This is a genomic window from Confluentibacter citreus, assembly GCF_002807055.1.
Classification (GTDB): Bacteria; Bacteroidota; Bacteroidia; order Flavobacteriales; family Flavobacteriaceae; genus Confluentibacter; species Confluentibacter citreus.
In genome coordinates, this window is record NZ_NIXN01000001.1 from 338,132 (window position 1) to 364,351 (window position 26,220).

At 33.3% G+C, this 26,220-nt stretch carries 22 protein-coding genes and 1 tRNA gene; 9 read left to right on the top strand and 14 right to left on the bottom strand.

Features of this window, described 5'->3' with window-relative positions; translation table 11 throughout:
• Positions 1 to 5: 5 nt before the first annotated feature.
• On the top strand, positions 6 to 2,405 hold the full coding sequence (locus CDH49_RS01450) for a T9SS type A sorting domain-containing protein (RefSeq protein WP_100613533.1): 2,400 nt from the start codon (positions 6 to 8) through the stop codon (positions 2,403 to 2,405).
• A gap of 1 nt (position 2,406) precedes the next feature.
• Here the strand turns inward: CDH49_RS01450 and recO are convergent, their stop codons facing one another.
• From recO to gdhA, 3 genes are all read right to left on the bottom strand, one after another.
• The gene (recO, locus tag CDH49_RS01455) at positions 2,407 to 3,126 is read right to left on the bottom strand and encodes a DNA repair protein RecO (protein WP_100613534.1); all 720 of its coding nucleotides are present in this window, start codon (positions 3,124 to 3,126) and stop codon (positions 2,407 to 2,409) included.
• The gene (porZ, locus tag CDH49_RS01460) at positions 3,126 to 5,465 is read right to left on the bottom strand and encodes a type IX secretion system anionic LPS delivery protein PorZ (RefSeq protein ID WP_100614442.1); all 2,340 of its coding nucleotides are present in this window, start codon (positions 5,463 to 5,465) and stop codon (positions 3,126 to 3,128) included. The genes recO and porZ overlap by 1 nt, the downstream gene beginning before the upstream one ends.
• Before the next feature lie 130 nt (positions 5,466 to 5,595).
• Positions 5,596 to 6,939 carry an NADP-specific glutamate dehydrogenase gene (gene gdhA / locus CDH49_RS01465; RefSeq protein WP_100613535.1) on the bottom strand — a complete coding sequence of 448 codons (1,344 nt, stop codon included), beginning with the start codon at positions 6,937 to 6,939 and terminating at the stop codon, positions 5,596 to 5,598.
• 199 nt (positions 6,940 to 7,138) lie between these two features.
• Between gdhA and CDH49_RS01470 the strand changes: the two genes are divergently transcribed.
• A complete protein-coding gene (locus tag CDH49_RS01470; RefSeq protein WP_100613536.1) occupies positions 7,139 to 7,969 on the top strand; it encodes a THC0290_0291 family protein in 831 nt (276 codons plus the stop codon).
• Between the two features lie 196 nt (positions 7,970 to 8,165).
• Positions 8,166 to 8,774 carry a DUF3298 and DUF4163 domain-containing protein gene (locus tag CDH49_RS01475; RefSeq protein ID WP_239970538.1) on the top strand — a complete coding sequence of 203 codons (609 nt, stop codon included), beginning with the start codon at positions 8,166 to 8,168 and terminating at the stop codon, positions 8,772 to 8,774.
• On the opposite strand, the gene CDH49_RS01480 is transcribed toward CDH49_RS01475, so the two are convergent.
• Complete coding sequence (locus tag CDH49_RS01480) at positions 8,751 to 9,215, bottom strand: DinB family protein (protein ID WP_100613538.1); 465 nt, start codon at positions 9,213 to 9,215, stop codon at positions 8,751 to 8,753. The genes CDH49_RS01475 and CDH49_RS01480 overlap by 24 nt on opposite strands.
• 110 nt (positions 9,216 to 9,325) lie before the next feature.
• Between CDH49_RS01480 and CDH49_RS01485 the strand changes: the two genes are divergently transcribed.
• Entirely contained in the window at positions 9,326 to 9,679 is a 354-nt protein-coding gene (locus CDH49_RS01485) for an arsenate reductase family protein (RefSeq protein ID WP_100613539.1), read from the top strand.
• On the opposite strand, the gene CDH49_RS01490 is transcribed toward CDH49_RS01485, so the two are convergent.
• From CDH49_RS01490 to CDH49_RS01505, 4 genes are all read right to left on the bottom strand, one after another.
• A complete protein-coding gene (locus CDH49_RS01490) occupies positions 9,676 to 9,822 on the bottom strand; it encodes a FeoB-associated Cys-rich membrane protein (RefSeq protein ID WP_317044362.1) in 147 nt (48 codons plus the stop codon). The two genes, CDH49_RS01485 and CDH49_RS01490, sit on opposite strands and share 4 nt — an antisense overlap.
• Positions 9,823 to 9,848: 26 nt before the next feature.
• Entirely contained in the window at positions 9,849 to 11,948 is a 2,100-nt protein-coding gene (gene feoB, locus CDH49_RS01495; RefSeq protein WP_100613540.1) for a ferrous iron transport protein B, read from the bottom strand.
• The gene (locus CDH49_RS01500) at positions 11,945 to 12,178 is read right to left on the bottom strand and encodes a FeoA family protein (RefSeq protein ID WP_100613541.1); all 234 of its coding nucleotides are present in this window, start codon (positions 12,176 to 12,178) and stop codon (positions 11,945 to 11,947) included. The genes feoB and CDH49_RS01500 overlap by 4 nt, the downstream gene beginning before the upstream one ends.
• A gap of 149 nt (positions 12,179 to 12,327) precedes the next feature.
• Entirely contained in the window at positions 12,328 to 12,996 is a 669-nt protein-coding gene (locus tag CDH49_RS01505; RefSeq protein WP_100613542.1) for an SCO family protein, read from the bottom strand.
• Between the two features lie 168 nt (positions 12,997 to 13,164).
• Between CDH49_RS01505 and rseP the strand changes: the two genes are divergently transcribed.
• Together rseP and CDH49_RS01515 are read left to right on the top strand one after the other, a co-directional pair.
• Positions 13,165 to 14,505 carry an RIP metalloprotease RseP gene (gene rseP, locus CDH49_RS01510; protein ID WP_100613543.1) on the top strand — a complete coding sequence of 447 codons (1,341 nt, stop codon included), beginning with the start codon at positions 13,165 to 13,167 and terminating at the stop codon, positions 14,503 to 14,505.
• Positions 14,506 to 14,579: 74 nt separating this feature from the next.
• Positions 14,580 to 14,653, top strand: a tRNA-Asn gene (locus tag CDH49_RS01515).
• Positions 14,654 to 14,921: 268 nt separating this feature from the next.
• On the opposite strand, the gene CDH49_RS01520 is transcribed toward CDH49_RS01515, so the two are convergent.
• Positions 14,922 to 16,994, bottom strand: a complete 2,073-nt coding sequence (locus CDH49_RS01520; RefSeq protein ID WP_100613544.1) for an HAD family hydrolase — start codon at positions 16,992 to 16,994, stop codon at positions 14,922 to 14,924.
• A 472-nt stretch (positions 16,995 to 17,466) separates the two neighbouring features.
• On the opposite strand from CDH49_RS01520, the gene CDH49_RS01525 reads away from it, so the two are divergent.
• Both CDH49_RS01525 and CDH49_RS01530 read left to right on the top strand, forming a co-directional pair.
• Entirely contained in the window at positions 17,467 to 18,987 is a 1,521-nt protein-coding gene (locus tag CDH49_RS01525; RefSeq protein ID WP_100613545.1) for a DUF2271 domain-containing protein, read from the top strand.
• A gap of 1 nt (position 18,988) precedes the next feature.
• A complete protein-coding gene (locus CDH49_RS01530) occupies positions 18,989 to 19,579 on the top strand; it encodes a PepSY-associated TM helix domain-containing protein (RefSeq protein ID WP_100613546.1) in 591 nt (196 codons plus the stop codon).
• Between the two features lie 114 nt (positions 19,580 to 19,693).
• Here the strand turns inward: CDH49_RS01530 and CDH49_RS01535 are convergent, their stop codons facing one another.
• The 5 genes from CDH49_RS01535 to CDH49_RS01555 form a co-directional block, all read right to left on the bottom strand.
• Entirely contained in the window at positions 19,694 to 21,781 is a 2,088-nt protein-coding gene (locus CDH49_RS01535; protein WP_394344559.1) for a prolyl oligopeptidase family serine peptidase, read from the bottom strand.
• Between the two features lie 160 nt (positions 21,782 to 21,941).
• Positions 21,942 to 22,931, bottom strand: coding sequence for an aspartate-semialdehyde dehydrogenase (locus CDH49_RS01540; protein ID WP_100613547.1), 990 nt, complete (start codon positions 22,929 to 22,931; stop codon positions 21,942 to 21,944).
• A 134-nt stretch (positions 22,932 to 23,065) separates the two neighbouring features.
• The gene (gene mscL / locus CDH49_RS01545; protein WP_198513441.1) at positions 23,066 to 23,473 is read right to left on the bottom strand and encodes a large-conductance mechanosensitive channel protein MscL; all 408 of its coding nucleotides are present in this window, start codon (positions 23,471 to 23,473) and stop codon (positions 23,066 to 23,068) included.
• Positions 23,474 to 23,548: 75 nt separating this feature from the next.
• Positions 23,549 to 24,658 (bottom strand): alanine racemase, encoded by a 1,110-nt coding sequence (gene alr / locus CDH49_RS01550; protein ID WP_100613548.1) that lies wholly within the window; start codon positions 24,656 to 24,658, stop codon positions 23,549 to 23,551.
• Positions 24,651 to 25,298, bottom strand: a complete 648-nt coding sequence (locus tag CDH49_RS01555; protein ID WP_100613549.1) for a thymidine kinase — start codon at positions 25,296 to 25,298, stop codon at positions 24,651 to 24,653. Before CDH49_RS01555 ends, alr begins: the two co-directional genes overlap by 8 nt.
• 187 nt (positions 25,299 to 25,485) lie before the next feature.
• Between CDH49_RS01555 and CDH49_RS01560 the strand changes: the two genes are divergently transcribed.
• The gene (locus CDH49_RS01560; RefSeq protein ID WP_100613550.1) at positions 25,486 to 26,220 is read left to right on the top strand and encodes a hypothetical protein; all 735 of its coding nucleotides are present in this window, start codon (positions 25,486 to 25,488) and stop codon (positions 26,218 to 26,220) included.

Genomic DNA, 26,220 nt, shown 5'->3' on the forward strand with positions numbered 1-26,220 from the left:
ATGCGATGGTATATAAAACGACTGTAAAATCATTTTTCTCTTTTTTAATAACATGCTTATTTTTTGTAGGGTTTGGGTTTGGGCAAATAATAACTTTTGATTTTGCTGGAAATGATGGTGACGAGATCTCTGTCTCCTCAAATTCCAACGATGCAAATCTATTTCCCTCTATAATAACTAGAGGAACGGGACTAAACCCTGATGCAAATATTGATAGATTTAATGCATTAAACTGGGAAGAGGTAAATATTAACGAAGCCATATTATATGAAAAATATATGGAATTTACTATTACACCAAACTCTGGTTATAGACTTGATGTAAATAACATTACAATCAATTTCCAACGTTCAGTTCAAGGCCCAAATACTATCGCCTTAAGAAGTTCACTTGACGGATATTCTGCAACTATCGATACCGAAAAAGTTATAACAGTTTCTGGCACTACAACACAAATTGTTAGCTTTACAGTTAATCAACCCGCTGTAACAACAGCAATTACATATAGAATTTATGGTTGGGGGGCGACACATTGGCTCGGAACAGGTGGTTTTGAAGGTACTGGAAATGACATAATTGTTAATGGCTTAGTTTCTGTAATTCCTAATTGTTTTGGTGGAACAGTAACGTGGAATGGTAGCAATTGGAATGGTACACCAGATTTAACAACAGAAGTTATTATAGAAGACAATTACGACACTTTCACAAATGGTAGTTTTTCAGCTTGTAGTCTTACAATTTCTAATAATTCAACCTTAAATATTGCAGATAGTAATCATGTTGAAGTTGAGAATGATTTATTAGTTGATACAGGAAGTACTGTTACAGTTCAACCATATGGTTCATTTATACAAAATAATGATTTAGGTTTAGTACTAAACAATGGAAATATAACTGTCGTTAAAAAAACCGCACCTTTACATGCGTGGTATGAATACACCTATTGGAGTTCTCCTGTTTTTGGTGAAACTATTGGCACTGCACTATTTGAATCCCAATATTACAGACGTTTTAAGTTCAATGCACTCCAATTTAATGATGTTTATGCTGAAACTAATAATAATAATATTTTAGTTTTAGGGCAAGACGATATTGATGATGAAGGCGATGATTGGCAATGGGTAAACAATAATACAATTATGCAACCTGGAGTTGGTTATGCTGCTACACATAGCGAAGCAAATTTTGTCGCTCCTCCTATGTTTCCTCTTCCTTATCAGTTTGATTATACGTTTGAAGGAACTTTTAATAATGGTATTTATGATGTCCCTGTTTACAGAAATGATGCTACTACAGCTGATAAAAATTGGAATTTAATAGGAAACCCTTATCCATCAGCCATTGAAATAAATGCCTTTTTGTCTCAAAATATGTATGATGCAATCTTAAACCCTAACGGAACACTTGATGGTGTTATTTATTTTTGGTCGCAGAATACAGCCCCGTCTAACTCTGAAAACGGAAATGAACAATTGAATTTTTCCACTTCTGATTATGCATATTATAATGGAATAGATGGAACGCAAGGGGGAGATGGTTTAACCCCAAATGGATTCATCCCATCTGGTCAAGCATTCTTTGTTTCTTATTCAGATGACGCTTCTAATTTTGGAACAGTAAAATTTAATAATTCCATGCGGGATATAAGCTTATCACCTGATAACAGCCAATTCTTTAAAAACTCGAATTCCAAAACTACTCCTAACAACAAACTTTGGATTAATTTAACTTCGAACAATGGTGTTTTTAATCAAATTTTGATTGGTTATGCTAATGAAGCAACAGATAATTATGATGGTTCATATTATGACGCCCATAAAATTGTACCCCCAAAATCACATGCGGCACTTTACTCTTTAATTGAAAACTCAAATAAAAAATTTGCCATACAAGGTAAAGCTTTCAATAGTTTAGATGCCAATGAAACTATTAAATTGGGCTTTGTTACCAACATTAATGTAGCAACCATATACACGTTGTCCATTGCTCAATTACAAGGTAATTTTTTAACAAATAACACCGTTTATTTAAAAGATAACTTATTGAATAAAGTTCATAACTTATCAGATGCCGATTATACGTTCACTTCTGAAATTGGTGAGTTTAATGACCGTTTTGTAGTGATGTTTGATAATCAATCCCTATCAACCGATGAATTGGTAGCCGATACCAACACCCTAAAAATTATTGATTTGGACAACGACCTTGTTAAGTTTACAATTACCAATGATTTAAGGATTAAAACTGTGTCTGTTTTTGATTTGTTGGGAAGAGAATTATACAAATTCAAAGGTCAAAACAGTGAAGAAATATATCTTCTTAGTTCTTTGAAAAACAGCATTTATATTGCTAAAGTGGAACTTTCAAATGGAGCAGTTATTACAAAAAAAGCGGTTAAAAAATAGTTTAACTAAAAACCTGATTAAAAACCTGTAGCGATTTAGGTGTTTTAAAACTTCCTAAGTGCAATTCAAAATAAAGTAATACCATATTTAAAAATGATTGCCTTTGTTTCGAGTTTATTTTGACTTCAGATAAATCATCAAAACCAGTGTTTAATAGTGTTTTCAAAAGAGTCAAATTTTCGCCAGAAACGGCATATTTGCTAGACGGCTTGAATTCAAATTTGCCATCTTGAAGATTAAAATAATCGTATTCCAGATTGTTAACTTCTGGATAAAACCCTAAATATTTTGTGAGCTTTAATAAAAACAGCAAATGAAAATTGGCATACTCTTCATGGGAATCGAACCACAATAACGTGTTTTCCAAATAACTGAAAAGGATGTCGTTTTGTTCTTCTTCTTTTAAAGTGCTTGACAGTACTTCAGACAAAAACATAACGACCGCACTTTTCACAACATTAGAGTGTAAACTACTATATAGATGATTTAATTTAACTTCTTTTATGGTATGCAGGGAACGGTTGGTTTTGTAATCTACCACCATGGTTAATTGGGAAAGCAGTTGAAAATACGCTGTTTGAACCGCCCCTTTTTTACTTTTTAGAACACCTCTTAATAAAAAACTCAACATGCCATGATGTTGTGTATAACATTTTACAATCAGATCGCTATCGCCATACTTTAATTTGGAAATAACAATGGCATTTGTTGATACTAACATTACCTAACCACCATTAGTTTTAGCACTTTAGTTTCAAACGTATCTAAATCTGATAACATGACCAGATATACGCCAGATCTCACCACATTATTGGCAAGGTTTTTACCATTCCAATAGGCTGTACCGCCATCAATTTCCAAATTATAACCTCTGTACCTTAAATTAATTCTTGATTGTGCCTCGGCTACTAGATTGCCTTCAATATCAGTGATTTTAATGTTGATATTTTCAGAGATATCTTTGATTTTTACACGATCTTCGGTGATATTAAATGTTGGTCTTACCGGATTTGGGTACACATGGGCTGCTTGTAATGTTTCCTGTGTTCCTGAACTTCCGGAACGAAACGACACCAATCCTTTGCTTGTTGCAATGTAAACCGTACCGTTGGTTTGGTCTATGGAAACATCGGTTATTTCATTGGATGGCAACGGGGAATTGTCTGTTGTAAAATGAAAGATGGTATTTTGTCCATCAGAAGACAAATAAAAAATCCCAGAACTTACCGTTCCAATCCATTTGTTATTGGAACCATCAACTTCAATATCTGTGATTATTTGTTGAAAAAGAAGTTCTTTGGCAATCCCGTCTTCAGAAATAATAACCTCATCAACGCTTACATCATCATCTTCAAAAAAACTCGTTGTATTGTAAAGCACCCTTAAACCTCTAAAAGTCCCAACCCAAAGCTGGTTTCTCTTATCCAAAGCTAATGCTGTAACGTATTGTGACGGCATATTGTCTTCTTCCCTAAAAGTTTTTTTTAACTGGAAACTGTTACCGTTTTCCTTAAAACCAATAAAGCCATGTTCGTAACTGGCAATCCACTTAGTACCATCATCTCCAATAACCATATCACCATAGCCTAAGTTTCTGCTCTGTATAATATCTGCAAAACTATAAGATTGCCATTGATTGGTTGATGGGTTATATGATTTTAATGGTCTATCTATTTGACTCGTCACCGTCCACAATAATCCTGCGCTGTCAAATTTAGAAGGACCCACTCTTATATCCACATAATTGGGGTCTGATGGCAAAACAAAAGATTCCAAATCGCTATTGGTTTGATTGTATAATATCGTTGGAACTTCTTCGTTAACTTCCAAAAGCCCACTGAAAAAAGAACTTATAAATACTTGATTATTATTAAAAGGATTTACGGAAATAGCATTTAAACACATAGCATTTAAAGTCGCACTATAAGGTGTGTTAATCCATTCATCTCCATTTAAATGACTAAAGCCAAGACTATTTAACGGATACGGATTGAAAAAAATATCATAATCACCAAAAGTAACCCAAAGATTATTGGGCGTTGCCTGAATTGAAAAAGGCGTGTTAAGCAATGGTCCTTCTGGATGTACTTCTTCAAAATCCACAGGACTTGATATCAAGGTTTTCAAAACACCAAAGTCTTTCGTGCCTATATAAATATATTCAGAATCTATAGTCCCCGAGGTAAATTGTGTATTAAAAGATGGTATAACCGATGCTTGTGAAAGCAAGTTAAAATTAATGTCGTAAACAAATACATTGTTTGTTGTGGTAACTATTAAATGACCATTAACCGCTCTAATATCTTCAGGCGGATTGGCATATTGAAATAAGGGAGACAATGTGTTATTGGTAACTTGAAAAATAGTATTATCGGTTCGTATGGTGAACAATTTGTCTTCCAAAGTTTCAATAGCTGAAAAACTGCCCGTCACAATGGTTTGCCAGTTTTGATAATCTATTAAATTAGGACTAGAAACTTGAGCTTTTCTAATACCATTGTTACCTAAACAAGAGGCGTAAATCTCGTCTCCAATAATAGTAGTTTGGCTTACTTGAATTTGTGTTCCGGAATTCCCAATAAAATATGTATCCCCAAATTCCAACCGGTCTAAATCAAAAACAGAAACCCCATAATTTGTAGATATGTAAACCACGTTTTGATAGTCATTAAAATGATTTATTCTTTTATTATTGGGTGGTATGGTTACCTTATCTACAATATCATTGATGGTAAGGACTTGGTTATCATTATCAAACGCTATTTCTATTAAACCGTTTTCATAACCAATAATTAGTAATTCATATATGTCGCTATAGTATATAGTTGATATACTTTCACCCGATAATCCATGAATTGTTGTAAGTTCCTCCAGCTCCCTAGTTTGCTTATTATAACTAAAAATGGCATTTTGGGCAGCAGCATAAATTTTAGTATCGCTTTCTACAACATCTTTGATATCATAAAAAGAAAAATGCCCTTCCCATAAGTTTGAAAAGTCTTGGGCAAAATGTAAAAAAGGAAAAAAGTAAATTACTAAGACAAAAACTCTTTTAAACATAGGTTGTTTTTCTACACCCAAATATATTTATATATAACGAATTTTACTTTAAAATAATATAATTTAAATGAAAAAGCCTCCTAGTTTATAGGAAGCTTTTGATTATTAATAACATTTAGCTTATCATTTTTTAAACGATTCCTTGAGCAAGCATGGCATCAGCTACTTTAACAAACCCTGCAATGTTGGCTCCCTTAACATAGTCCACATACCCATCTTCATCTTTACCATACTTAATACAAGAATCATGAATATTAGACATGATTTCCTTTAATTTTAAGTCAACTTCCTCTCTAGTCCAATTATATCTTAATGAATTTTGAGTCATCTCTAATCCAGAAGTTGCTACACCGCCTGCGTTAGAAGCTTTTCCTGGCGCATATAAAATTTTGGCTTCTTGAAAAACATGAACAGCACCAAGTGTAGAGGGCATATTAGCGCCTTCTGCAACGCAAATACATCCATTCTTCAACAACATTTCGGCATCAGCTTCGGTTAATTCATTTTGGGTAGCACATGGTAATGCAATATCACAGGTTACCTCCCAAGGTGTTTTTCCTTTCACAAACATGGCGTTTTTATATGTTTCCAAATATTCGCTTATTCTACCCCTTTTTACATTTTTAATCTGCATGATGAGAGCTAGTTTTTCCGCATTTATACCTTCAGAATCATAAATATATCCTGATGAATCAGACATGGTTAATACTTTTGCGCCTAATTGAATACTTTTCTCTACAGCATATTGAGCGACATTTCCCGAACCAGACACAATAATTCGCTTTCCATTAAAGCCTTCCCCTTTAGTTTCAAGCATTTTTTGGGCAAAATAAACGGCCCCATAGCCTGTTGCTTCAGGCCTGATTAATGACCCGCCCCAAGACAGTCCTTTACCTGTTAAAACACCTGTAAATTCATTTTTTAATTTTTTATACATTCCAAAAAGGAAGCCAACTTCTCTAGCTCCAACACCGATATCACCGGCAGGAATATCTGTGTTTGGCCCAATGTGCCTAAATAACTCACTCATAAATGAATGACAAAAGCGCATGATTTCGCCATCACTTTTTCCTTTAGGGTCAAAATCACTTCCTCCTTTTCCACCACCCATAGGCAATGTGGTTAAACTGTTTTTAAACACTTGTTCGAATGCCAAAAACTTTAAAATGCTCATGTTAACCGTTGGATGAAACCGCAACCCCCCTTTATAAGGACCTATGGCAGAATTCATTTGAATTCTATAACCTCTATTAACTTGAATCTCGCCAGAATCGTCGACCCAACAAACCCTAAAAGTTATGGAACGTTCTGGCTCCACCATTCTTAATAAAATGTTTTTACCATAATAAATATCGTTTTGCACAATGTAAGGAAGCACAGTCTCCGCAACTTCCTCAACCGCTTGTAAAAACTCTGGTTCATTACCATTTCGTTCTTTTACAATATTTAAAAACTCTTCAACTATTTTTTTCATATGTATAAAATATATTGCTTTTATTGATTTTGTAATTTTTATGTGCAAATATACGTCGTATTTAAAAAATTACAGTTTTTATTTATGAAATTCACAATCAGTATTTTCACAGCTTATCTAGCCAAATTATTTAAATTTGTTTGTAGTATGACTTTTTATATATTTGTTCGGGTAATGCCCTAAAAAACAAAAACTTATTATGCTTGACTTTAAGCGTTTAGCTTTATTTATTTGTTTGTTTTCTCTCAATCACATTGCTTTCTCTCAATTAGGGTTTTCCCATGAAGTAGGGGCTATTGCTGGTCCCGTTCAATTTCGTTCTGATTTTGGAGGTAGATTTGAGGAACGAACTAACATAGGAAATTCTGGAATTGGTATTGGAATTATCCACTATATAAACTTTGCTTACAGTGCAGACTGTAATTGTTATACCACTCAGAACTATTTTAATGATCATTTTAAATTGCGAAGTGAAGTATCTTGGAATAAAACCAAACTAGATCATCACGGTTTTTGGGTAGAGGCTGATAAAATCAGTCCTAATGCCGATAAACTTAGGGCGCATTCTGGAGTCGCCGAAAACTTTGATATCGGTATGCAACTGGAATATTTTCCCTTAAGTATCCGTTCGTTTCAAGCCTTCGCATATAGAATTGCTCCTTTTGTAAGTTTGGGTGTTCATTACACATCTTCATCGCCCCAGGCAACAACCACATATGGCGATGGAAATATTTACAATCCAAATAACATATATTCTTTTTGGTACAGTGATGATGCTGATCTACCCCCTGTTCCTAATGGCCAACAAAGAGAATACCCCATTAATTTAGATCAACGAAATAATTGGTCTCTGGTTACCAGCGTTGGATTTCGCTACAAACTTACCAAGCTTTCAGATTTAATGTTGGATCTAAGATGGCAATACTACTTTAGCGATTGGATCGATGGATTCAATCACGAATTTAAAGACTATAATAAATATAACGATTGGCTTATTTGGCTTAATTTCGGATATATTCTTTACCTCTAGAGCCTAAGTATTCTTTTATTAGCAAAAATTCCACTTAATTTTAATAGTGCTCAAGAGTAATATTCATACCTTTAAGGTTATCATGTACAACACAAAATTTATTTTAACACTACTTTGTTTTTTGTTGCTTTTTTCTTGCAAAAAAGACCCTAAGCTGGTTTTTAAAGAATCTAGTTTTACTACAGACAAAAATAAAATGGTTGAAGTTATAATCCCTGTCGCAACTGGGGATTTAAGTATTATTGACAACATAAATTCGGTTGTTAACAATCATGTTATAAAAATGCTCCGTTTGGACCCTTCTGAACCTGTATCGATAAAAACCATTGAAGAAGGTATTGATGCTTTTAATGAAGAATACAATCGTTTTGATGCCGATTTTCCGGATACCACCCAAGATTGGGAGGCACAAATAGATGGCGAGGTTATGTACCAATCGCCCGAATTAATAAGTATATCCCTTACCTCCTATTTATATACAGGGGGCGCCCATGGAAACTTAACCATCTCCTTTTTAAATTTTGACACCAAAACAGGTAAGCTTATTAAAAACTCAGATTTATTTAAAAATATGGATGAGTTTAATGCTTTGGCAAACCGCTATTTTGAAAATACCATTGAAGACAAAGATGTTCTCTTTGATCCTCAATCATTCCAATTACCTGAGAACATAGGGTTTAATGACGAAGGCGCCGTATTACTTTATAATGCTTATGAAATAGCAGCTTACTCAGAAGGTATCATTGAGTTTATCATCCCTTTTGAAAGTATAAATGCCCTTTTAAATTTTAATAGCACGCAATAAAGCCATGATGTAACCAATGTGCAATCCTTCATGAAAAGCAGTAAATTGAAGGGCATCTTCAACATTTTTAAGCGTATTACCTGTTGTAACAACCATATATTCTTGATATTCTTTAAACACCCCTTTAAAATAATCCTCTTGGGTCTTTTGAATTGGAGTAAATAACAATCCTTTAATTTCTTCAACTTCAGATGGTGTTACTGGAGCTTCTGGTTTAGAACCTTTTCTATATTTTTCAACAAACTCATCACTCACCATAAGTGGTAATCCAGATAATTTATAAACAAGAATTTGCTGAGACACTATAAGGTGCGCAACGTTCCAAATAATGTTATTATTAAATCCTTGGGGAATTTTGTTTAAATCTTCTAACGAATTATTTTCTAATACGTCTTTTAAATATTTTCTAGTATTTGGTAAAACTTCAAATATAAAATCCATGAATTTTTGTTTATTAATTTTCGATAAATATACTTTTTTATGGAATCATTTCTTTTATATTGTGGTTAAATTTTCTAGATTTCAATCTTGAAAAATGATAAAATCATACAATGAAAAAGGTATACTATTTAAAAACTTGTAGTACATGCATTCGGATATTAAAGGAATTAAATCTTCCAGCAGACTATATTTTACAGGATATTAAAAATGAAGAGATTACAGTGAAGCAACTAGAAGACATGAAAGCATTAGCAGGCAGTTATGAAGCGCTTTTCAGTAAACGGTCGAATCTTTACAAAGAAATGGATTTAAAAAACCAGGATTTAACCGAACGCGATTATAAACATTATATTTTGGAACATTATACGTTTTTAAGCAGACCGGTCATTATTAGTGATGATGACATTTTTATTGGGAATTCTAAAAATGTTGTCAATGCTGCTAAAAAGAAACTCAACAATTAGTGACAGCCACAACCATCATCGCCTCCACAAGCCTTTTTTGATTTGGTTGGTTTCCAAATAAACTTTCTAACTATAAAGATTATAGCGAAAACTAATGCAATAACAACTAATATGTTTTGTATTAAAGTATTCATAGTTACCATTTAGTCGTAAACCTTTTAGTTCATTACTATTTTAATAATTGAAACGCCAATAATGCTACTACATAAGCAAAACTACTCATAATTATCAATTGCAACGTAGGCCATTTCCAACTGTTTGTTTCACGTTTAACAATGGCCAAAGTACTCATGCACTGCATCGCAAATGCATAAAACAGCAGTAGCGAAACGCCGGATGCAAACGTAAATAAGGGTCCGCCTAGAATAGGGTTTACTTCACCAGCCATCCTATTTTTAATGGTCTCTTCTTCATCACTTCCTACACTATAAATAGTTGCTAATGTACCCACAAATACTTCCCGAGCAGCAAAACTACTCACGATGGCAATACCTATTTTCCAATCGTAACCCAAGGGTCTTATCGCAGGTTCTATCGCACGCCCAGTGATACCAATAAACGAATATTCCAATTTTTGCGACGAAATTTTACGTTGCAATTCATCTTCACTTAAATTTTGGGAAGCGTATTCTTTTTTCACAATGGCCTCTGCATCATTGAATTCGGGACCTGGACCATAGGACGCCAACACCCAAAGTAAAATGGAAATCGCTAAAATTATTTTCCCTGCACCAAAAACAAATGATTTCGTTTTTTCAACAACTGTTAACACCACATTTTTAAATAACGGCAGCTTGTAATTAGGCATCTCAATAACAAAAAATGTTTTGCTTTTAATCTTCAATATTTTGTTTAAGATGTAAGCAGAAATTATAGCTGCACCAAATCCAATCAAATACAAAAGCATGAGTGTTAGTGCTTGATAGCCCAACCCGAAAAAGCGTCCTTCTGGAATCACTAAAGAAATAATAATTAAATATACTGGAAGCCTAGCAGAACACGTTGTAAAAGGTGTTACCAAAATGGTGATTAAACGTTCTTTCCAGCTTTCAATATTTCTCGTTGCCATAATAGCCGGGATAGCACAAGCTGTACCTGAAATAAGTGGCACTACGCTTTTTCCGCTTAGTCCAAAACGTCTCATAATTCTATCCATTAAAAAGACAACGCGACTCATATAGCCACTCTCCTCAAGAACAGAAATAAATAAAAACAAAAATGCTATCTGTGGAATAAAAATCACAATACCTCCAAGACCTGGAATGATACCTTCTGCTAATAAATTAGTAAAAACGCCTGATGGCAATGTATCTTTCACCCATTCACTTAAAGAAGCAAAAATGCTATCAATAAAATCCATAGGCACACTGGACCAATCGTAAATAGCTTGAAAAATGGTAAGTAAAATGATAAAGAAAATAAAATAACCCCATACTTTATGGGTTAAAACCCTATCTAATTTTGTTCGTAAATCCTTAGCTTGCGAAGCATCTATAGTTTGTCCGTTTTTAAGAACACTATTTATAAATTGGTATCTTTTAATAGTTTCCTTTTGCTGTAATCGTTTTAAATCGGCTTTACTTTTTGTTTTAAAATTAGCTATGGCATCAATTTCATTTCTGTCTATTTTTCCGAAGTTAACATCTTGCGTAATAACCAACCAAAGCTTATAAACAAGTTGATTAGGGAAAGCTTTTCGTAAATTATCAAAGTATTCTTTATCAATTTCAGACGTATCTAAACAAGGCGTTACAGATATGTCTTTATAATTGGTTATTAAATTTTTTAAATGATCAATGCCTTCATTTTTCCGAGTACTTATTAAAGCCACTCTAGTGTTAAGGCGCTCTTCTAAATGATCAATATCCAAAGAAATACCTTTATATCGCATTCTATCTGCCATGTTAATGACAAGAATCGTTGGTATCTCTAAATCTTTAATTTGAGTAAAAAGTAATAGGTTTCGTTTTAAATTTTCTACATCACTAACCACAACCGCAACATCAGGAAAATCTTTATCGTTTTTATTAAGCAATAACTCAATCACTACACTTTCGTCAAGTGAAGACGCATTTAAACTGTATGTTCCAGGTAAATCGATAATATGGGCCTTAACGCCACGAGGTAATTTACAAACACCTTGTTTTTTTTCGACCGTAATGCCCGGGTAATTACCAACTTTTTGATTAAGCCCTGTTAAGGAGTTAAAAACAGATGTTTTCCCCGTATTTGGGTTACCAATTAAGGCCACATTTATTTGCTTACTCATAGTTCAATTTTATCGATTAGGATATGAGAAGCCGTTTCCTTTCTGATGGCTAAATGGGTGCCATTTATATTTAAATACATGGGATCTTTAAACGGTGCCAACTGAACGAGTTCTACATAATTACCTGGTAAGCAACCCATTTCAAGTAACTTTAAAGGTATGTGAATTGAAGAAACATCAGTAATAATACCGCGTTCGCCACGTTTAAGATGTGCTATTGTAATTTGCAAGCTTATTTAGATTGATTTTAAAGAAGCAAAAGTAAGGTAAAAGTTTATAGTTACAAAGTTTAAGAGTTGCAAAGTTTCTAAGCCTAAAAATCGCCTATAAGAAAATTTACAACTTGACGAATAAACAACATACAACTAAACAACAAACCTTACTTTTCTTCCTTAAGAATTTTAATATCGTCAAGCAAGCGTTCAATATCTTCAGATTTTGTGCCATCATAAAAGCCTCTTATTTGTTTCTTTTTATCGATTAGCATAAAATTTTCGGTGTGAATCATATCAAAAGCACCCCCATCACCATTGTCTTTTACTGCTAAATAGCTTTTCCTTGCCAGCTCATAAATCTGTTTTTTATCACCAGTCACTAAATTCCACTTCGCATCATCAACTCCTTTTTCCTTTGCATAGCGTTTTAATTGCTCCACAGTATCTATTTCTGGTGTAACGGTGTGTGATAATAACATGACTTCACTATCATTTATAATTTCTTTTTGAATATCGGCCATATTATTGGTCATTATAGGGCAAATGGTTTGGCAAGTGGTAAAAAAGAAATCGGCCACATAGATTTTATCTTTATAATTGTCTTGAGTAATGGTTTTACCGTTTTGATTAATAAGCGAAAAATCAGCTATTTTATGATATTTTCTTTGGCTTTGAATGGTACTGTCTACTAATTCCGGAGTAACCATTTCAGGTTGATACACAGGTAAAGGCCTATAAACATTAAGCGTGTTATAAATTATGGTCACAATTATGATTGAAATAACCCCAAAAACAATAGCAAAAATTTTATAATCTTTAAAAAACGATAACATTTAAGATGGATAAAATTAAATTAATGCAAAAATACAATGAAATTGAAAGATGCACTATTCTATAATAGCTTAATTTCTTGTTAAAACACCTCACTATTTATAATTCGCTTTTTAAAGTTGGTTTAAAAGATTACTTTTGTGCGGTTATAAAAAATCGATTGCAGATATATGGAATTTGTTATTAAAATATCACAGTTTTTATTAAGTCTTTCTTTGCTGATTGTCCTTCATGAATTGGGACATTTTATCCCTGCAAAATTGTTTAAAACAAGGGTAGAAAAATTCTATTTGTTTTTTGATGTTAAGTTTTCTTTGTTTAAAAAGAAAATAGGCGAAACCGTTTATGGCATTGGCTGGTTACCATTAGGCGGCTATGTGAAAATATCCGGGATGATCGATGAAAGTATGGACACCGAGCAAATGGCACAACCAGCACAACCTTGGGAATTTCGTTCTAAACCTACATGGCAGCGTTTAATTATTATGTTGGGCGGTGTTAGTGTTAATTTTGTATTGGCGCTCATTATTTACATTTTTATGGCCTATGGTTATGGAGATGAAGATATTTCTGCCGCAAGTATTAAGGATGGTTATTGGGTTGAAAACCCATTACTTATTGATTTAGGATTTAAAACTGGCGATAAAGTAGTTGCTGTTGGAGGCGTTAAGGTAGTTAATGAATCTGATATAAAATCTAATTTTTTAGCTGCTAAATCAATAACAATAGAGCGAGATGGTGTAGAAAAAACCATTGATTTGCCACAAGACTTTTTGGGCCAACTTTCTACAAGTAAAGACCGTAGTTTATTTGAACTTAGGGTTCCCTTTATGGTAGGCCAAGTTATTGACAGTTCGAAAAACAAAAGTGTAGATTTAAAACAAAGAGACGTTATAACGGCTGTTAATGGGAATGAGATAAAATATTTTGATCAATTTTCTACTGTTTTAGCTTCACTAAAAGGACAAACCGTTACTGTCACGGTTTTACGCGATAATGAAACGCTATCCAGAGAATTGTATGTAGATAAAAATGGTAAGTTAGGTATTTTCCCCGCTAACAGCCCAAGACGTTTTAGTGAATTAGGCTATTTTGATATTGTGAAAAAAGAATATTCGTTTGCTGAAAGTTTTGGTGTTGGATATGATAAATTTATTGGTCAGATTACCTCTTATTTCGGACAATTGAAATTAATTTTTAGTCCAAGTACAGGAGCTTATAAAGGGGTAGGTGGTTTTAAAGCCATTTTTGATATTTTTCCCGATACTTGGAGCTGGCAGGCATTTTGGTCTATTACAGCTTTCTTATCTATCATGCTTGCTGTTTTAAATCTATTGCCAATTCCGGCTTTAGATGGCGGACACGTTATGTTTTTATTATATGAAATGATATCAGGTAGAAAACCTGGAGACAAGTTTATGGAATATGCACAAATGGTTGGTTTCTTTATACTTATAGCCCTGGTCCTTTTTGCTAACGGAAACGATATTTTTAAAGCTATTTTTAATTAATATTTTTTTGATTTTTCTATTGCAAAGTATAAAAATATATATATATTTGCGCTCGCAAAAGCGAAAAGTAACACTCCTCCTTAGCTCAGTTGGTTAGAGCATTTGACTGTTAATCAAAGGGTCCTTGGTTCGAGCCCAAGAGGGGGAGCAAAAAAAGAAAAGACTTTACAGAAATGTAAGGTCTTTTTTGGTTTAAAGCTTATTATTAGTGAATTATCTGCTCTCTTGATTTTCTCCTAAAACTCAACTTGACACGTTTTTTCTATGAAAAAGGCACACTTTTCGGTAAGCTCCAATCGGAGCGGGTATTTATTTTTATCAACAAATCGTCTAAAACAGTATGCCTATTATAATTAAAGGACATTTTATTTATTCTAAACAATATTGAAAAAGAACTTGCTGTTTTAAAGTTGGCGCTATTGAAAATAATTGAATTTTAATAGAAAATGTGATTTTAATATTTTGAATCTCACCCATTTATTGAACTTGAAATATACATATATAAGGTATGAAGGAAACAAATAGGCTAAAACTTTGTTCTTACTATATAGGGTTGGCTTTATTTTTACTAAGTATCTAAAAAAGCGCTCTGGTCTTAATAAAAAACCAATAGTATATTTTATTGGACTCCCCAATTTTGTCGGTTGATAAGAGATCCCCACTTTATTTTCTCCTATATTTTGATAAAAACCAGAACTTAATGTTTGTAAAAAAGCTAGTTTTCTGTGATTTTGTAGAAGGCCAGTTTTTAAAGCAAAATCATTAAGAGCGTCATTTAGCATTTGGTCTGAATAGCAAATGGGGGCCATCGTTTTTAAGAGTTCTTGATGTATTGTAAACATTTGCTCTTGATGCAATTTAATATAATTATCGTAAAGCCACTTTTCTTCTGCTTTATGAACTTCTATTGTGAAGTCTTTTGCTTCTTCACTATATCCTAAAACGCATCCATGACTAGCCGCTGAAAATTGTTCGTACAACTGTGTATTTGCCATGAGTATATGATCTGAATAGGTGGCATAAGGTAATATTGAAAATAATAATCCAGATCGTTTGGTTTTCTCTTCGATTGTGTAAATTTCTTTTAAACCTAAATAATATCCAGAAATAGCTTTCTCTTTCTTGTAAAATTCATAAATTGACTCTTGCATGGTACCTCCCCAGCCAACATCTACCAAAACCATTTCATCATGTGTATTACCATCTAACAAACTATTAACATAGTTGTTGAATACTTCCTTATTAGAAGTCCTATTAGTATCGTAAAATATTTGAAATTTACTATTACCCTTCAAAAGCTCGAAGGCTTGAGAATTAAAGAAATCTTGAATCGTTTTATCAATATCCAATTGAAGCTCTTGAGCTATATCCATTTTAAAATTTTCAGTACAATTAAATGTGTCTAGAAAACGACTAACGGATAAATCTTGATAGTTCTTTTTTAAGTAATTAAAATTTTCTTCTTCTAAAGGTTTAAATGAAATTTGTAAAGATGCCTGTCTGGAAATTTTAAGATAGTGTGTTTTAATAGCATTATCTTTTGATAACAATATGGAATCTTGATAAGAATCGAATAACTTCTTTAAAAATTGACCTTCACGAGATAGAAAAAAGAGGTTTTTAATACCTTCTTTAGAGCAGTTCTCGAACAGCCGCATAATGAAAACATGATAAAAAATAATGTATTCCGTAAATGGCATATATTGCTCTTCCCTAGTTTTCTTTCTAATGGACTCTATGGCGTTATTAAGATTTGTTTTATCGCTGCCTAAATTGTTGATTTTATTCTTTAACAAATATTTTTTATGAGGCAATCTATAGGCACTCATGCCTGCTTCTTTGGCTTTTAAAAAATCGCTACGCTTGTTGTCCCCAACCATCATCGTTTTATGGGGCTCTAAACCCAAACGATTCAAAATATCTAGATAAATGTTCCCACGGTGCTTACTTTTTCCTAGTTGAGAAGACGTGTAAATATCTTCAAATAAGTGCTTTATACCATGATGTTCTAAAAGATTCTCAAAAAGTGATTTTGGCCCATAAAAATCAGATATTAAAACAATTTTGATTCCTTGGGATTTAAGGGTTTTTAGGAACTCAAGGGTATTTGGATTAAGATATTGAACCATTTGTTCCGATTTTAAATCGGCAAGCTCAAAAATCCGTAAAAAAGAATCCCTTTTACTAGGAGGTAATAAATTAGAATTAATCAGTCGTAGTGCGATTTCATTTTTTAAAACCTCATAAGACAGTTCTACATCATCTAAACCATATTTTTTTGCAAGGTATTCTGAACTTGAAATCCTTGTGAAATAGAGATTTTCTATTGTTGTATTTAAGCCAAGCTCTGTAATAATGAGTTTGGACCAAATCCTTAAGGCTTGGTTTGGGTGCACTTTTCTGTGGACTATGGTGTCGTAATAGTCTGTAAAAAGTGTTGTAATGTTTTTCTCTTTAACCTCAGAGAGTATGTTATCAAATGATGCCAATGGTCATGATATTAGGTTGATCTTTTAAAATTCGTATCATTTATTCCAAACAATTGTTAAATTAAATCTTTCTGCCTTTGCTAAAACTTTTTCTGACAATAACAACTCCCGTACGAAAATTAAAAGCGAATTTACAATCCCACACAAAATGTATGAATTTTATTTCTTCAAAAATAACCAAAAAACCATCATCAAACATTAAGTTCTCGTTAAACTAAGATATTTAAACGTTTACATAAATTTTATCTGTTAAATATTCTACCATTTGAATAGCATTGGTGAAGATGCCATTTTTCATGCTTAAATCAGGCTCCTGTGAAATATAAAGTAAGAAAATACTTTTTAAAAGTATAAAGCTTTTTTGTTGCCTATAACTCTATCAAAATCTTAAAAAAAAGATTATAATAATATATGGCATTCCCTTTAAACCTTTGTTCTAAATCTTTATCTAAGTGTTATAATCATTAAGGATATGTATACTACTCTAAAAAATAAGACATTGTTTTTATTGTTCTTATTTGCAATTATCACATTATCTAGTTGGAAAATTCCAATTAAAAATAAAGAAAAAAATAGCACTGTTTTTATTTCCCATTTTGAAAATATATTGGGAACCTCTTTTGAGATGAAAATAAAAACAACGTCTAACAAACAAGCCCTCATTGCAGAAAAAATTGCTTTAAATGAAATAAATAGACTTTCTCAAATATTAAGTGCATATGATGCACAAAGTGAATTCAGCATTTGGATGCGTACCCAAAACACTCCTGTAAAAGTATCCAAAGAAATTATAGAGGTTTTGAGTTTATTTGACACCTGGAAAAACAACACCGATGGTACCATAAATCCTGCTTTTGAAGTGGTAAGCGATGTATGGAAAACTGCCGAAAACACACAAATTTTACCTTCAAAAAACGATTTGCAAACGGCTACAAATACGGCCAATCAAACACACTGGAGTATTGATTATAAAAACGGTACCATTACACATCTTACAAATGTGCCCTTAAAGCTAAATACCTTTGTGAAAAGTTATATTATAGATCACGCTACAAAAAAAGTAATGGCAAATACCGATGTGGAAGGTATTGTTATGAATATAGGAGGTGATATTTTTGTTTCAGGCAATCAAACTGAAACGATTGAAATTGCCAACCCAAAGGCTAGCGCCATTAACGATGCTGCTTTAGATGTTGTTAAAATTCAAAATAAATTTATTGCAACCAGTGGAAATTATAAAAGAGGCCATCTCATTAAAAATCATTGGTATTCACATATCATTAATCCAACAACTGGTATGCCGGCAGATAACATTATTTCGGCCAGTGTTATTGCCAATAATGCCACGGATGCCGGGGCATTAGCCACTGCTTTTAATATCATGACCCTTGAGGAAAGCATGCAACTGGCTAAACAGTTTCCCGATGTAGCATATCTGATCATTAACAAAGATGGTAACCGAATTGAAAGTGATAATTGGGAATCGGTTGAAGCAATAAAACAAAATAATACTGATATCACTGTTGTCAAAGATGGTCAGTGGAATCCAGCATACGAGTTAACCATCAATCTAGAATTGGCTCAATTTAATGGCCCTTATAGAAGACCATTTGTTGCTATTTGGATTGAAGATCAAGACAAAACCCCTATAAGAAACCTACTGGTTTGGTATAACAAACCCAAATGGCTGAGGGATTTGAAAGCTTGGTACAGAGCTAATTATGCAACATTTAATGTGGAATCTCAAACCATTAATTCCATATCGAGTGCCACAAGACCTCCCGGTAACTATGCTATTAAATGGGATGGCAAAAACGATAAAGGCGAATACGTAAAAGAAGGTACGTACATCGTAAATATTGAAGTTGTTAGAGAACATGGAACTTACCAATTAATAACCCAAGATATTAAGATAAATAATAAAGCGAATAAAATAGAATTGGCTAAAAATCCTGAAGTAGCTTCTGCTTCTTTAGAAATTAAAAAGAAATAAAATGCCTAAGAAGTTTATAGCCAAATATTCAAGATGGCTACATATTTACCTTTCGATGATTAGCTTTATAATTGTATTGTTTTTTTCAATTACAGGGCTAACGTTGAACCATGCCGATTTTTTTCAAAAAAATACTTCCATTACACAACATAAAGGCACATTAGAACCTAGTTGGGTAAATGCTCCGGACACATTAAAAATTAAAAAATTAGACATTGTAGAACACTTCAGAAATACATATAAAGTAAAAGGTGCCGTTGCCGATTTTAGTATATATGATAGTGAAATTAGTGTTACTTTTAAAGCACCGGGTTATGCTGCGGATGTGTTTATAAATCGCTCTGATGCTAGTTATTCTTTAATGGAAACCAATCAAGGATTGATGGGTTTTATTAATGATTTACATAAAGGAAGGGATACTGGTAAAGCATGGCTTTGGGTCATTGATATATCTGCTATTTTAATGACCATAATTTCGCTATCCGGTCTCATCCTATTGTTATACATTAAGAAAAAAAGGTTGGCTGGAATTGTATTGCTTTTTACTGGATTGGTTATAATTTATGTCATCTATCATTTTTGGGGGCAATAAAAGCCTTATAAATAAGACTCAAAAAATGTAAACAACATGACATAAACACTAAATCTGGTAAAGCTATAGTGTTTTTTGCTATTTAATATTCCTTAGAATATCTTGGTTTACTTTTTAATTATCCTTTAATTTTTCATTTACTTTACTAGGCAATACTTTGAAACCCATATTGAAAAGTGTAAATCCAAAAACATCGGCATATTCCTCAATGATTTTGCTTACAGGCGTTCCAGCCCCATGACCTGCATCGGTTTCAATACGTATTAATGTTGGATTATTACCCGATTGTTTGCTTTGTAATTCAGCCGCAAATTTAAAACTATGCGCTGGTACCACACGGTCATCATGGTCTCCGGTTGTAATTAAAGTCGCAGGATATGCTACACCAGCTTTCACATTATGAACTGGGGAATAGCCTTTTATATATTCAAACATCTCTTTGCTTTGTTCGGCTGTACCATAATCGTAAGCCCAACCTGCTCCTGCGGTAAATGTATGATAACGCAACATATCTAAAACCCCAACGGCTGGCAGTGCCACTTTTGCTAAATCAGGACGCTGAGTCATAACGGCGCCAACCAACAAACCGCCATTGGAACCACCTCTTAAAGCCAAATAATTTGAAGATGTGTATTTGTTTGTTATTAAATATTCTGCCGCGGCAATAAAATCATCAAACACATTTTGCCTTTTCAATTGTGTTCCTTCATCATGCCACTTACGACCATATTCGCCACCGCCTCGTAAATTTGGTATGGCCAGTATGCCCCCTTGTTCCATCCAAACAGCATTTGATATACTAAAGGTTGGTGTTAAACTGATATTGAAACCTCCATATCCATAAAGGATTGTTGGGTTTTTTCCATTAAGTTCTAAGCCTTTTTTATAAGTTATCATCATAGGGATTTTTGTCCCATCTTTTGAATTATAAAAAACCTGTTTGCTTTCATAATCATTACTGTCAAAATCTATTTTTGGCGACCAATGTAAAGTGGCTTTACCTGTTTGCGTATTTAACGAATAAATTCTAGAAGGTGTGTTGTAATTGGTAAATGAATAGTATAATGTAACATCTTCTTTTTTTCCATAAAAACCAGACGCTGTTCCTAATCCCGGTAACTCTATATCTCTTATCAATTTACCATTGTAATCGTATTGTTTTACTTTAGAGATGGCATCTACCATATATTCAGCAAAAAAATAACCCCCTCCAACGGAAGCATTCAATACATGTTCTGTTTCAGCTATGACATCAACCCAATGTTCTGGCGTTGGATTCGAAGCATCGACTTTAACAATCCTTTTATTGGGCACATTTAAGTTTGTTACCAAATATAATGTGCTGCCATGGTTTTCAATGATGGAAGTATCGCTCTCTGTATCATTCAAAATGGTTATAAACGGACTATTATTAACTGATAAATCTTTAATTAAAAGTTTATTACCTGATGTTGAAATTCTAGGTGTTATAATTAAATACTTATCGTCTTCAGTAACATGAGCATATATATAACGATGTTTCTCTTCTGGAGTGCCTCCAAAAATCAATGTATCTTCTTTTTGGGGTGTTCCTAATTTATGGTAATATACTTTGTGTTGATCTGTTTTTGCTGAAAGCTCACTACCCATAGGTTTATCATAACTAGAATAGTAAAAGCCTTCGTTCTTGTACCAAGATATCTGGGTGAATTTTACATCAATAAGTGTGTCTTCTATAATCTTTTTAGTTTCAGCATCCATGACTAGAATTTTTCTCCAATCACTACCCCCTTCAGAAATAGAATAAGCGACAATATTGCCATCTTTTGAAAAGCTTAAAGTATCTAAAGAGGTTGTCCCATCTTTCGAAAACGTGTTTGGGTCTAAAAATAGTTCTTCATCTTCACTACCTATTTTTTTCCTATAAACCACATATTGATTTTGTAAGCCATCATTTTTGGAAAAATACATGTAGTTTCCTTCTTTAAAAGGGGCGCCGATTTTTTCGTAATTCCATAAATTAGAAAGACGTTCTTTAAGTTCTTTTCTAAATGGAATATTATCAAGGTAACTATTGGTAACCACATTTTGGGCTTTTACCCAAGCTTCAGTTTCTTTGCTTCTGTCGTCTTCCAACCAACGGTAAGGATCGTTAACTTTAACATCAAAATAGATATCAATACTGTCTACGGTTTTAGTTAGAGGGTAGTTTATTTCAATCACTTTTTCGTTTGATATTTCTTTATTACAATCTAATAATATTATAAGGGCAAAAAAACAGATAGGATTATCTTTTTCATATAAGTAGGTTAACAACAAAAATAGGCAAAAAAAAGCTCCTATGTAACATAGAAGCTTTGGTTTAACTAAGATAAATAAAGGTTTACACTAATTTTTTAGCAATTAAATATTCTGCAATTTGAATGGCGTTGGTTGCGGCACCTTTTCTCAAATTATCGGCAACAATCCACATATTTAATGTATTGGGTTGCGATTCATCCCGACGCAAACGTCCCACAAAAACCTCATCTTTATCATGCGCGAACATAGGCATAGGATAGGTGTTGGTTGCTGTGTTATCTTGTAAAACAACACCAGGCGTTTCACTGATGATTTGTCTCACATCTGCTAAATCAAAATCGTTTTCAAATTGAACGTTAACAGATTCTGAATGTCCTCCAGACGTAGGGACACGAACAGCCGTAGCGGTTACCGAAAATGTTTTGTCGTTAAATATTTTTTGAGGCTCTCTAGCCAATTTCATTTCTTCTTTAGTGTAGCCATTTTCTAAAAATACATCGCAATGCGGTAACACATTTCTACTAATTGGATACGGATAAGCCATATCTCCTTCTATACCTGCAATCTCGTTTTCTAATTGTTTTACGGCTTTAACACCAGTTCCTGAAACGGATTGGTAAGTTGAAACCACAATACGTTTCATTTTATATTTTTTATGAAGTTGGGATAATGCCAACACCATTTGTATCGTTGAACAATTTGGGTTTGCAATAATCTTATCGTCTTTGGTCAATTCATTGGCGTTAATTTCTGGAACTATTAATTTTTTAGTTGGATCCATGCGCCATGCAGACGAATTATCAACCACAGTAGTTCCTGCTTCGGCAAACTTAGGCGCCCATTCCAAAGAGGTATCGCCACCAGCAGAAAAAATAGCAATTTGAGGTTTTGCCGCCACAGCATCAGCCAACCCAATAATGGTGTACTCTTTATTTTTATAGGTCAATTTTTTTCCAACTGAACGCTCTGAAGCTACCAACAATAATTCAGTAACAGGGAAATTACGTTCTTCCAATACTTTTAACATCACTTCGCCCACCATTCCAGTGGCGCCAACAACAGCTACTTTCATTTCTTTACTTTTTAATAAATTACTCGGCAAAACTAATTATTAATTCTGTTTTAAAATCAAAAAAAAGCCCCTGTTTTCAATAAACAAAGGCTTTTTAACAAAAAATAACACGTTGTTATATATTTAACATATTGTTATTTTTTTAACAAATCTCTGATTTGAATTAATAATTCTTCTTGGGTTGGACCCGCTGGAGGTGCAGGAGCAGCCTCCTCTTTCTTTTTCATTTTGTTAATCGCTTTTATAATCATAAACATGACAAATGCCACAATAATAAAATCTATTAAACTGGTTATGAAACTTCCATATAAAACAGCTATTTCACCCGTCACATTTCCTGCTTCATCAAGAGTTCCTGGGGTAATGACGTATTTTAAATCGTTGAAATCGGATTGGAAAATCAATCCAACAAGTGGTGACACAATTCCTCCTGTAAATGTTGTGACCACTTTATTAAAAGCGGCACCCATTACAAAAGCAACGGCAATATCTACCAAGTTGCCTTTCATTGCAAATTCCTTAAATTCTTTTAGCATTCCCATAATAAAATTGGTTTTATAGTTAGTGAACTACTAAAATAGTTAAAAATCGGCAAATGTTAATATCTACTAATGTTATTATTTTAACAAAACACGTTTAACTCTTTGAGATATGGAGGTTATGAGTTCGTACGAAATAGTGCTAGCAGATTCGGCTAAAGTTTCAGCTGAAGTATATTCGGGTCCGAAAACAATCACCTCATCACCTTCTTGACAATCAATATTGGTGATGTTCACCATAATCATGTCCATACACACATTCCCAACAATAGGTGCTTTTTTTCCATTGATGGTAACAAATCCTTTTCCGTTGCCATAAATTCTATTAATACCATCGGCATGACCAATTGGAAGCGTTGCCGTTTTTAGTGAAGACTCACTTTTAAACGCCCGATTATAACCAACAGACTCCCCTTTTTCAATCGTATGAATTTGTGAAATAATGGTCTTTAAAGTCGCTATAGGCTTCAGGTTTCTACTTTCCTTTTCAGAATTTCCAAAACCATACAATCCAATGCCTGTTCTAACCATATCAAAATGTGCTTCCGGATAATTTAAAATTCCCGAAGTGTTACACATATGGCGAATAGGGGCATATCCTATTAAATTAATAAGCTTTTCTGAATAGGTTTTAAATTTATTAATTTGGTTTACCGTAAATTCCCTTTCGTTTAAATCTTCGCTAGCGGCTAAATGTGAGAACAAAGATTTGACTTTTACAACTGATGTTTCCTTTAATGTTTTGGCAATAAAATCAATATCGTTTTCATCAAAACCCAATCGGTTCAATCCAGTGTTGAATTTTATATGTACAGGATAATTGGTTTGATTTTCTTGAGTAGCAACTTCAATAAATGTTTCTAAAATTTTGGAACTATATAAATTTGGCTCAAGACAATATTTAATCAACGTTTTAAAATTAACCGCTATGGGGTGTAGCACCAATATAGGTTTTGTAACACCAGCTTCTCTTAAAGCAACCCCTTCATTTGCATAGGCTACCGCAAAATAATCAACGTCTAGGGTTTCTAAATATGTAGCTATTTCGCAAGAGTCACTTCCGTAAGCAAAAGCCTTAACAACCGCTAAAATTTTGGTGTGATTTTTAAGTTTGGATTTAAGGTGCTCAAAATTATGTTTTAGGGCGTTTAAATCTATTTCTAAAACGGTTTCTTGTGCTTTAGGCATTCGTATCTTTTGGTTTATTTGGGATTTCTTCTGGATCGTTCACTTTCATGTTTCTAACTTTGTCGAGCGTCATGGCTTTATAAAAAGCGGCTCTGCTTAAAGGCTCATATTCATCGGTTTCGCCTAAAAGCACCAAATTGTCGTTTTTAGATTTTCTATAACTATACTGTGCCAAATTGCCAGTTCTGGTGCAAACCGCATGCACTTTGGTAACATAATCGGCTGTAGCCATTAAATTAGGCATGGGGCCAAACGGATTGCCTTTAAAATCCATGTCCAATCCTGCCACAATAACGCGTACGCCTTTATTGGCCAAATCGTTGCAAATGCGAACAATTTCATCATCAAAAAACTGGGCTTCATCAATGCCAACTACATCACAACCATCGGCTAGGATAGGAATGTTAGCTGCTGCTGGAACGGCCGTAGAACGTATTTCATTGGCATCATGCGAAACCACTTTGTCTTCGTTGTAACGCACATCAATAGCTGGTTTAAAAATCTCAACTTTTTGTTTTGCAAATTGTGCACGCTTAAGCCTGCGGATTAATTCTTCCGTTTTTCCAGAAAACATGGAACCACAGATAACTTCAATCCACCCAAATTGTTCTTTATGATTTACCGTATTTTCAAGAAACATTTCGTAATTTTAACACTAAAATAAAGCCTTTTTTCGTTCGTATAAAGGTGACATAAATTTATTAAAAATCAAAAGCCCAAATAGTATTAATTTGAAAATAAACATCCATTGCTAAAAACAGCATATCACTTGCAAAAGATTATATGGATGTAGCCTGTGACCATTAAAAAACAATAAATAAAAACACATGAAAAAGAAGCTAGAATCTGAGCTTGTTAGTATTGCACACAGAATTCTTAAATTAAAAGGAAAGGAAGATGTTATTAAAATGCATGATGAAGCCAAAGTGCTTTTTGAAAAACTGTCGGTTTTAAAGTTTGCCTATGAAAATTTTGAAAATAGCATGCCAACTATTGGTAGTGATACCTCATTTTTTGGTATGTTGGATGAATCTTTTAACAATAAAATAAGTGACTCTATTGAAATAGAAGATAAAATATATATCAATTTGGATGAGATTGAAGACGATAACATTATGGAACGAGGCATGGAAACCATTAAAGACATGGTATCGCAAATGCCCGATAAACCAGAACATGTTGATGCTGTACTAGAATCCCTTACTGAAAAAAAAGATCCTTTAAAAAACGATTTTGATGATATTACGGCCGACTTTAGAAATATGCCCATTTTTGAGCCTGTTTCAAAAATCCAAAACGGCACAGAAAAAAAATCTTTAAACGATAAGCTAAAAATTGGCGGCATACATATTGGACTGAATGATAAAATTGCCTTTATTAAGCATTTATTTAATGGCAAACATGAAGATTATGAGCGCGTATTATCACAATTGAACACCTTTAATTCTTTAGATGAAGCTTCGAATTTCATTCGTAATATTGTAAAACCCGATTATAATAATTGGACAGGCAAAGAAGAATTTGAAGAACGTTTTATGGGCATTATTGAGCGTAAGTTTTAA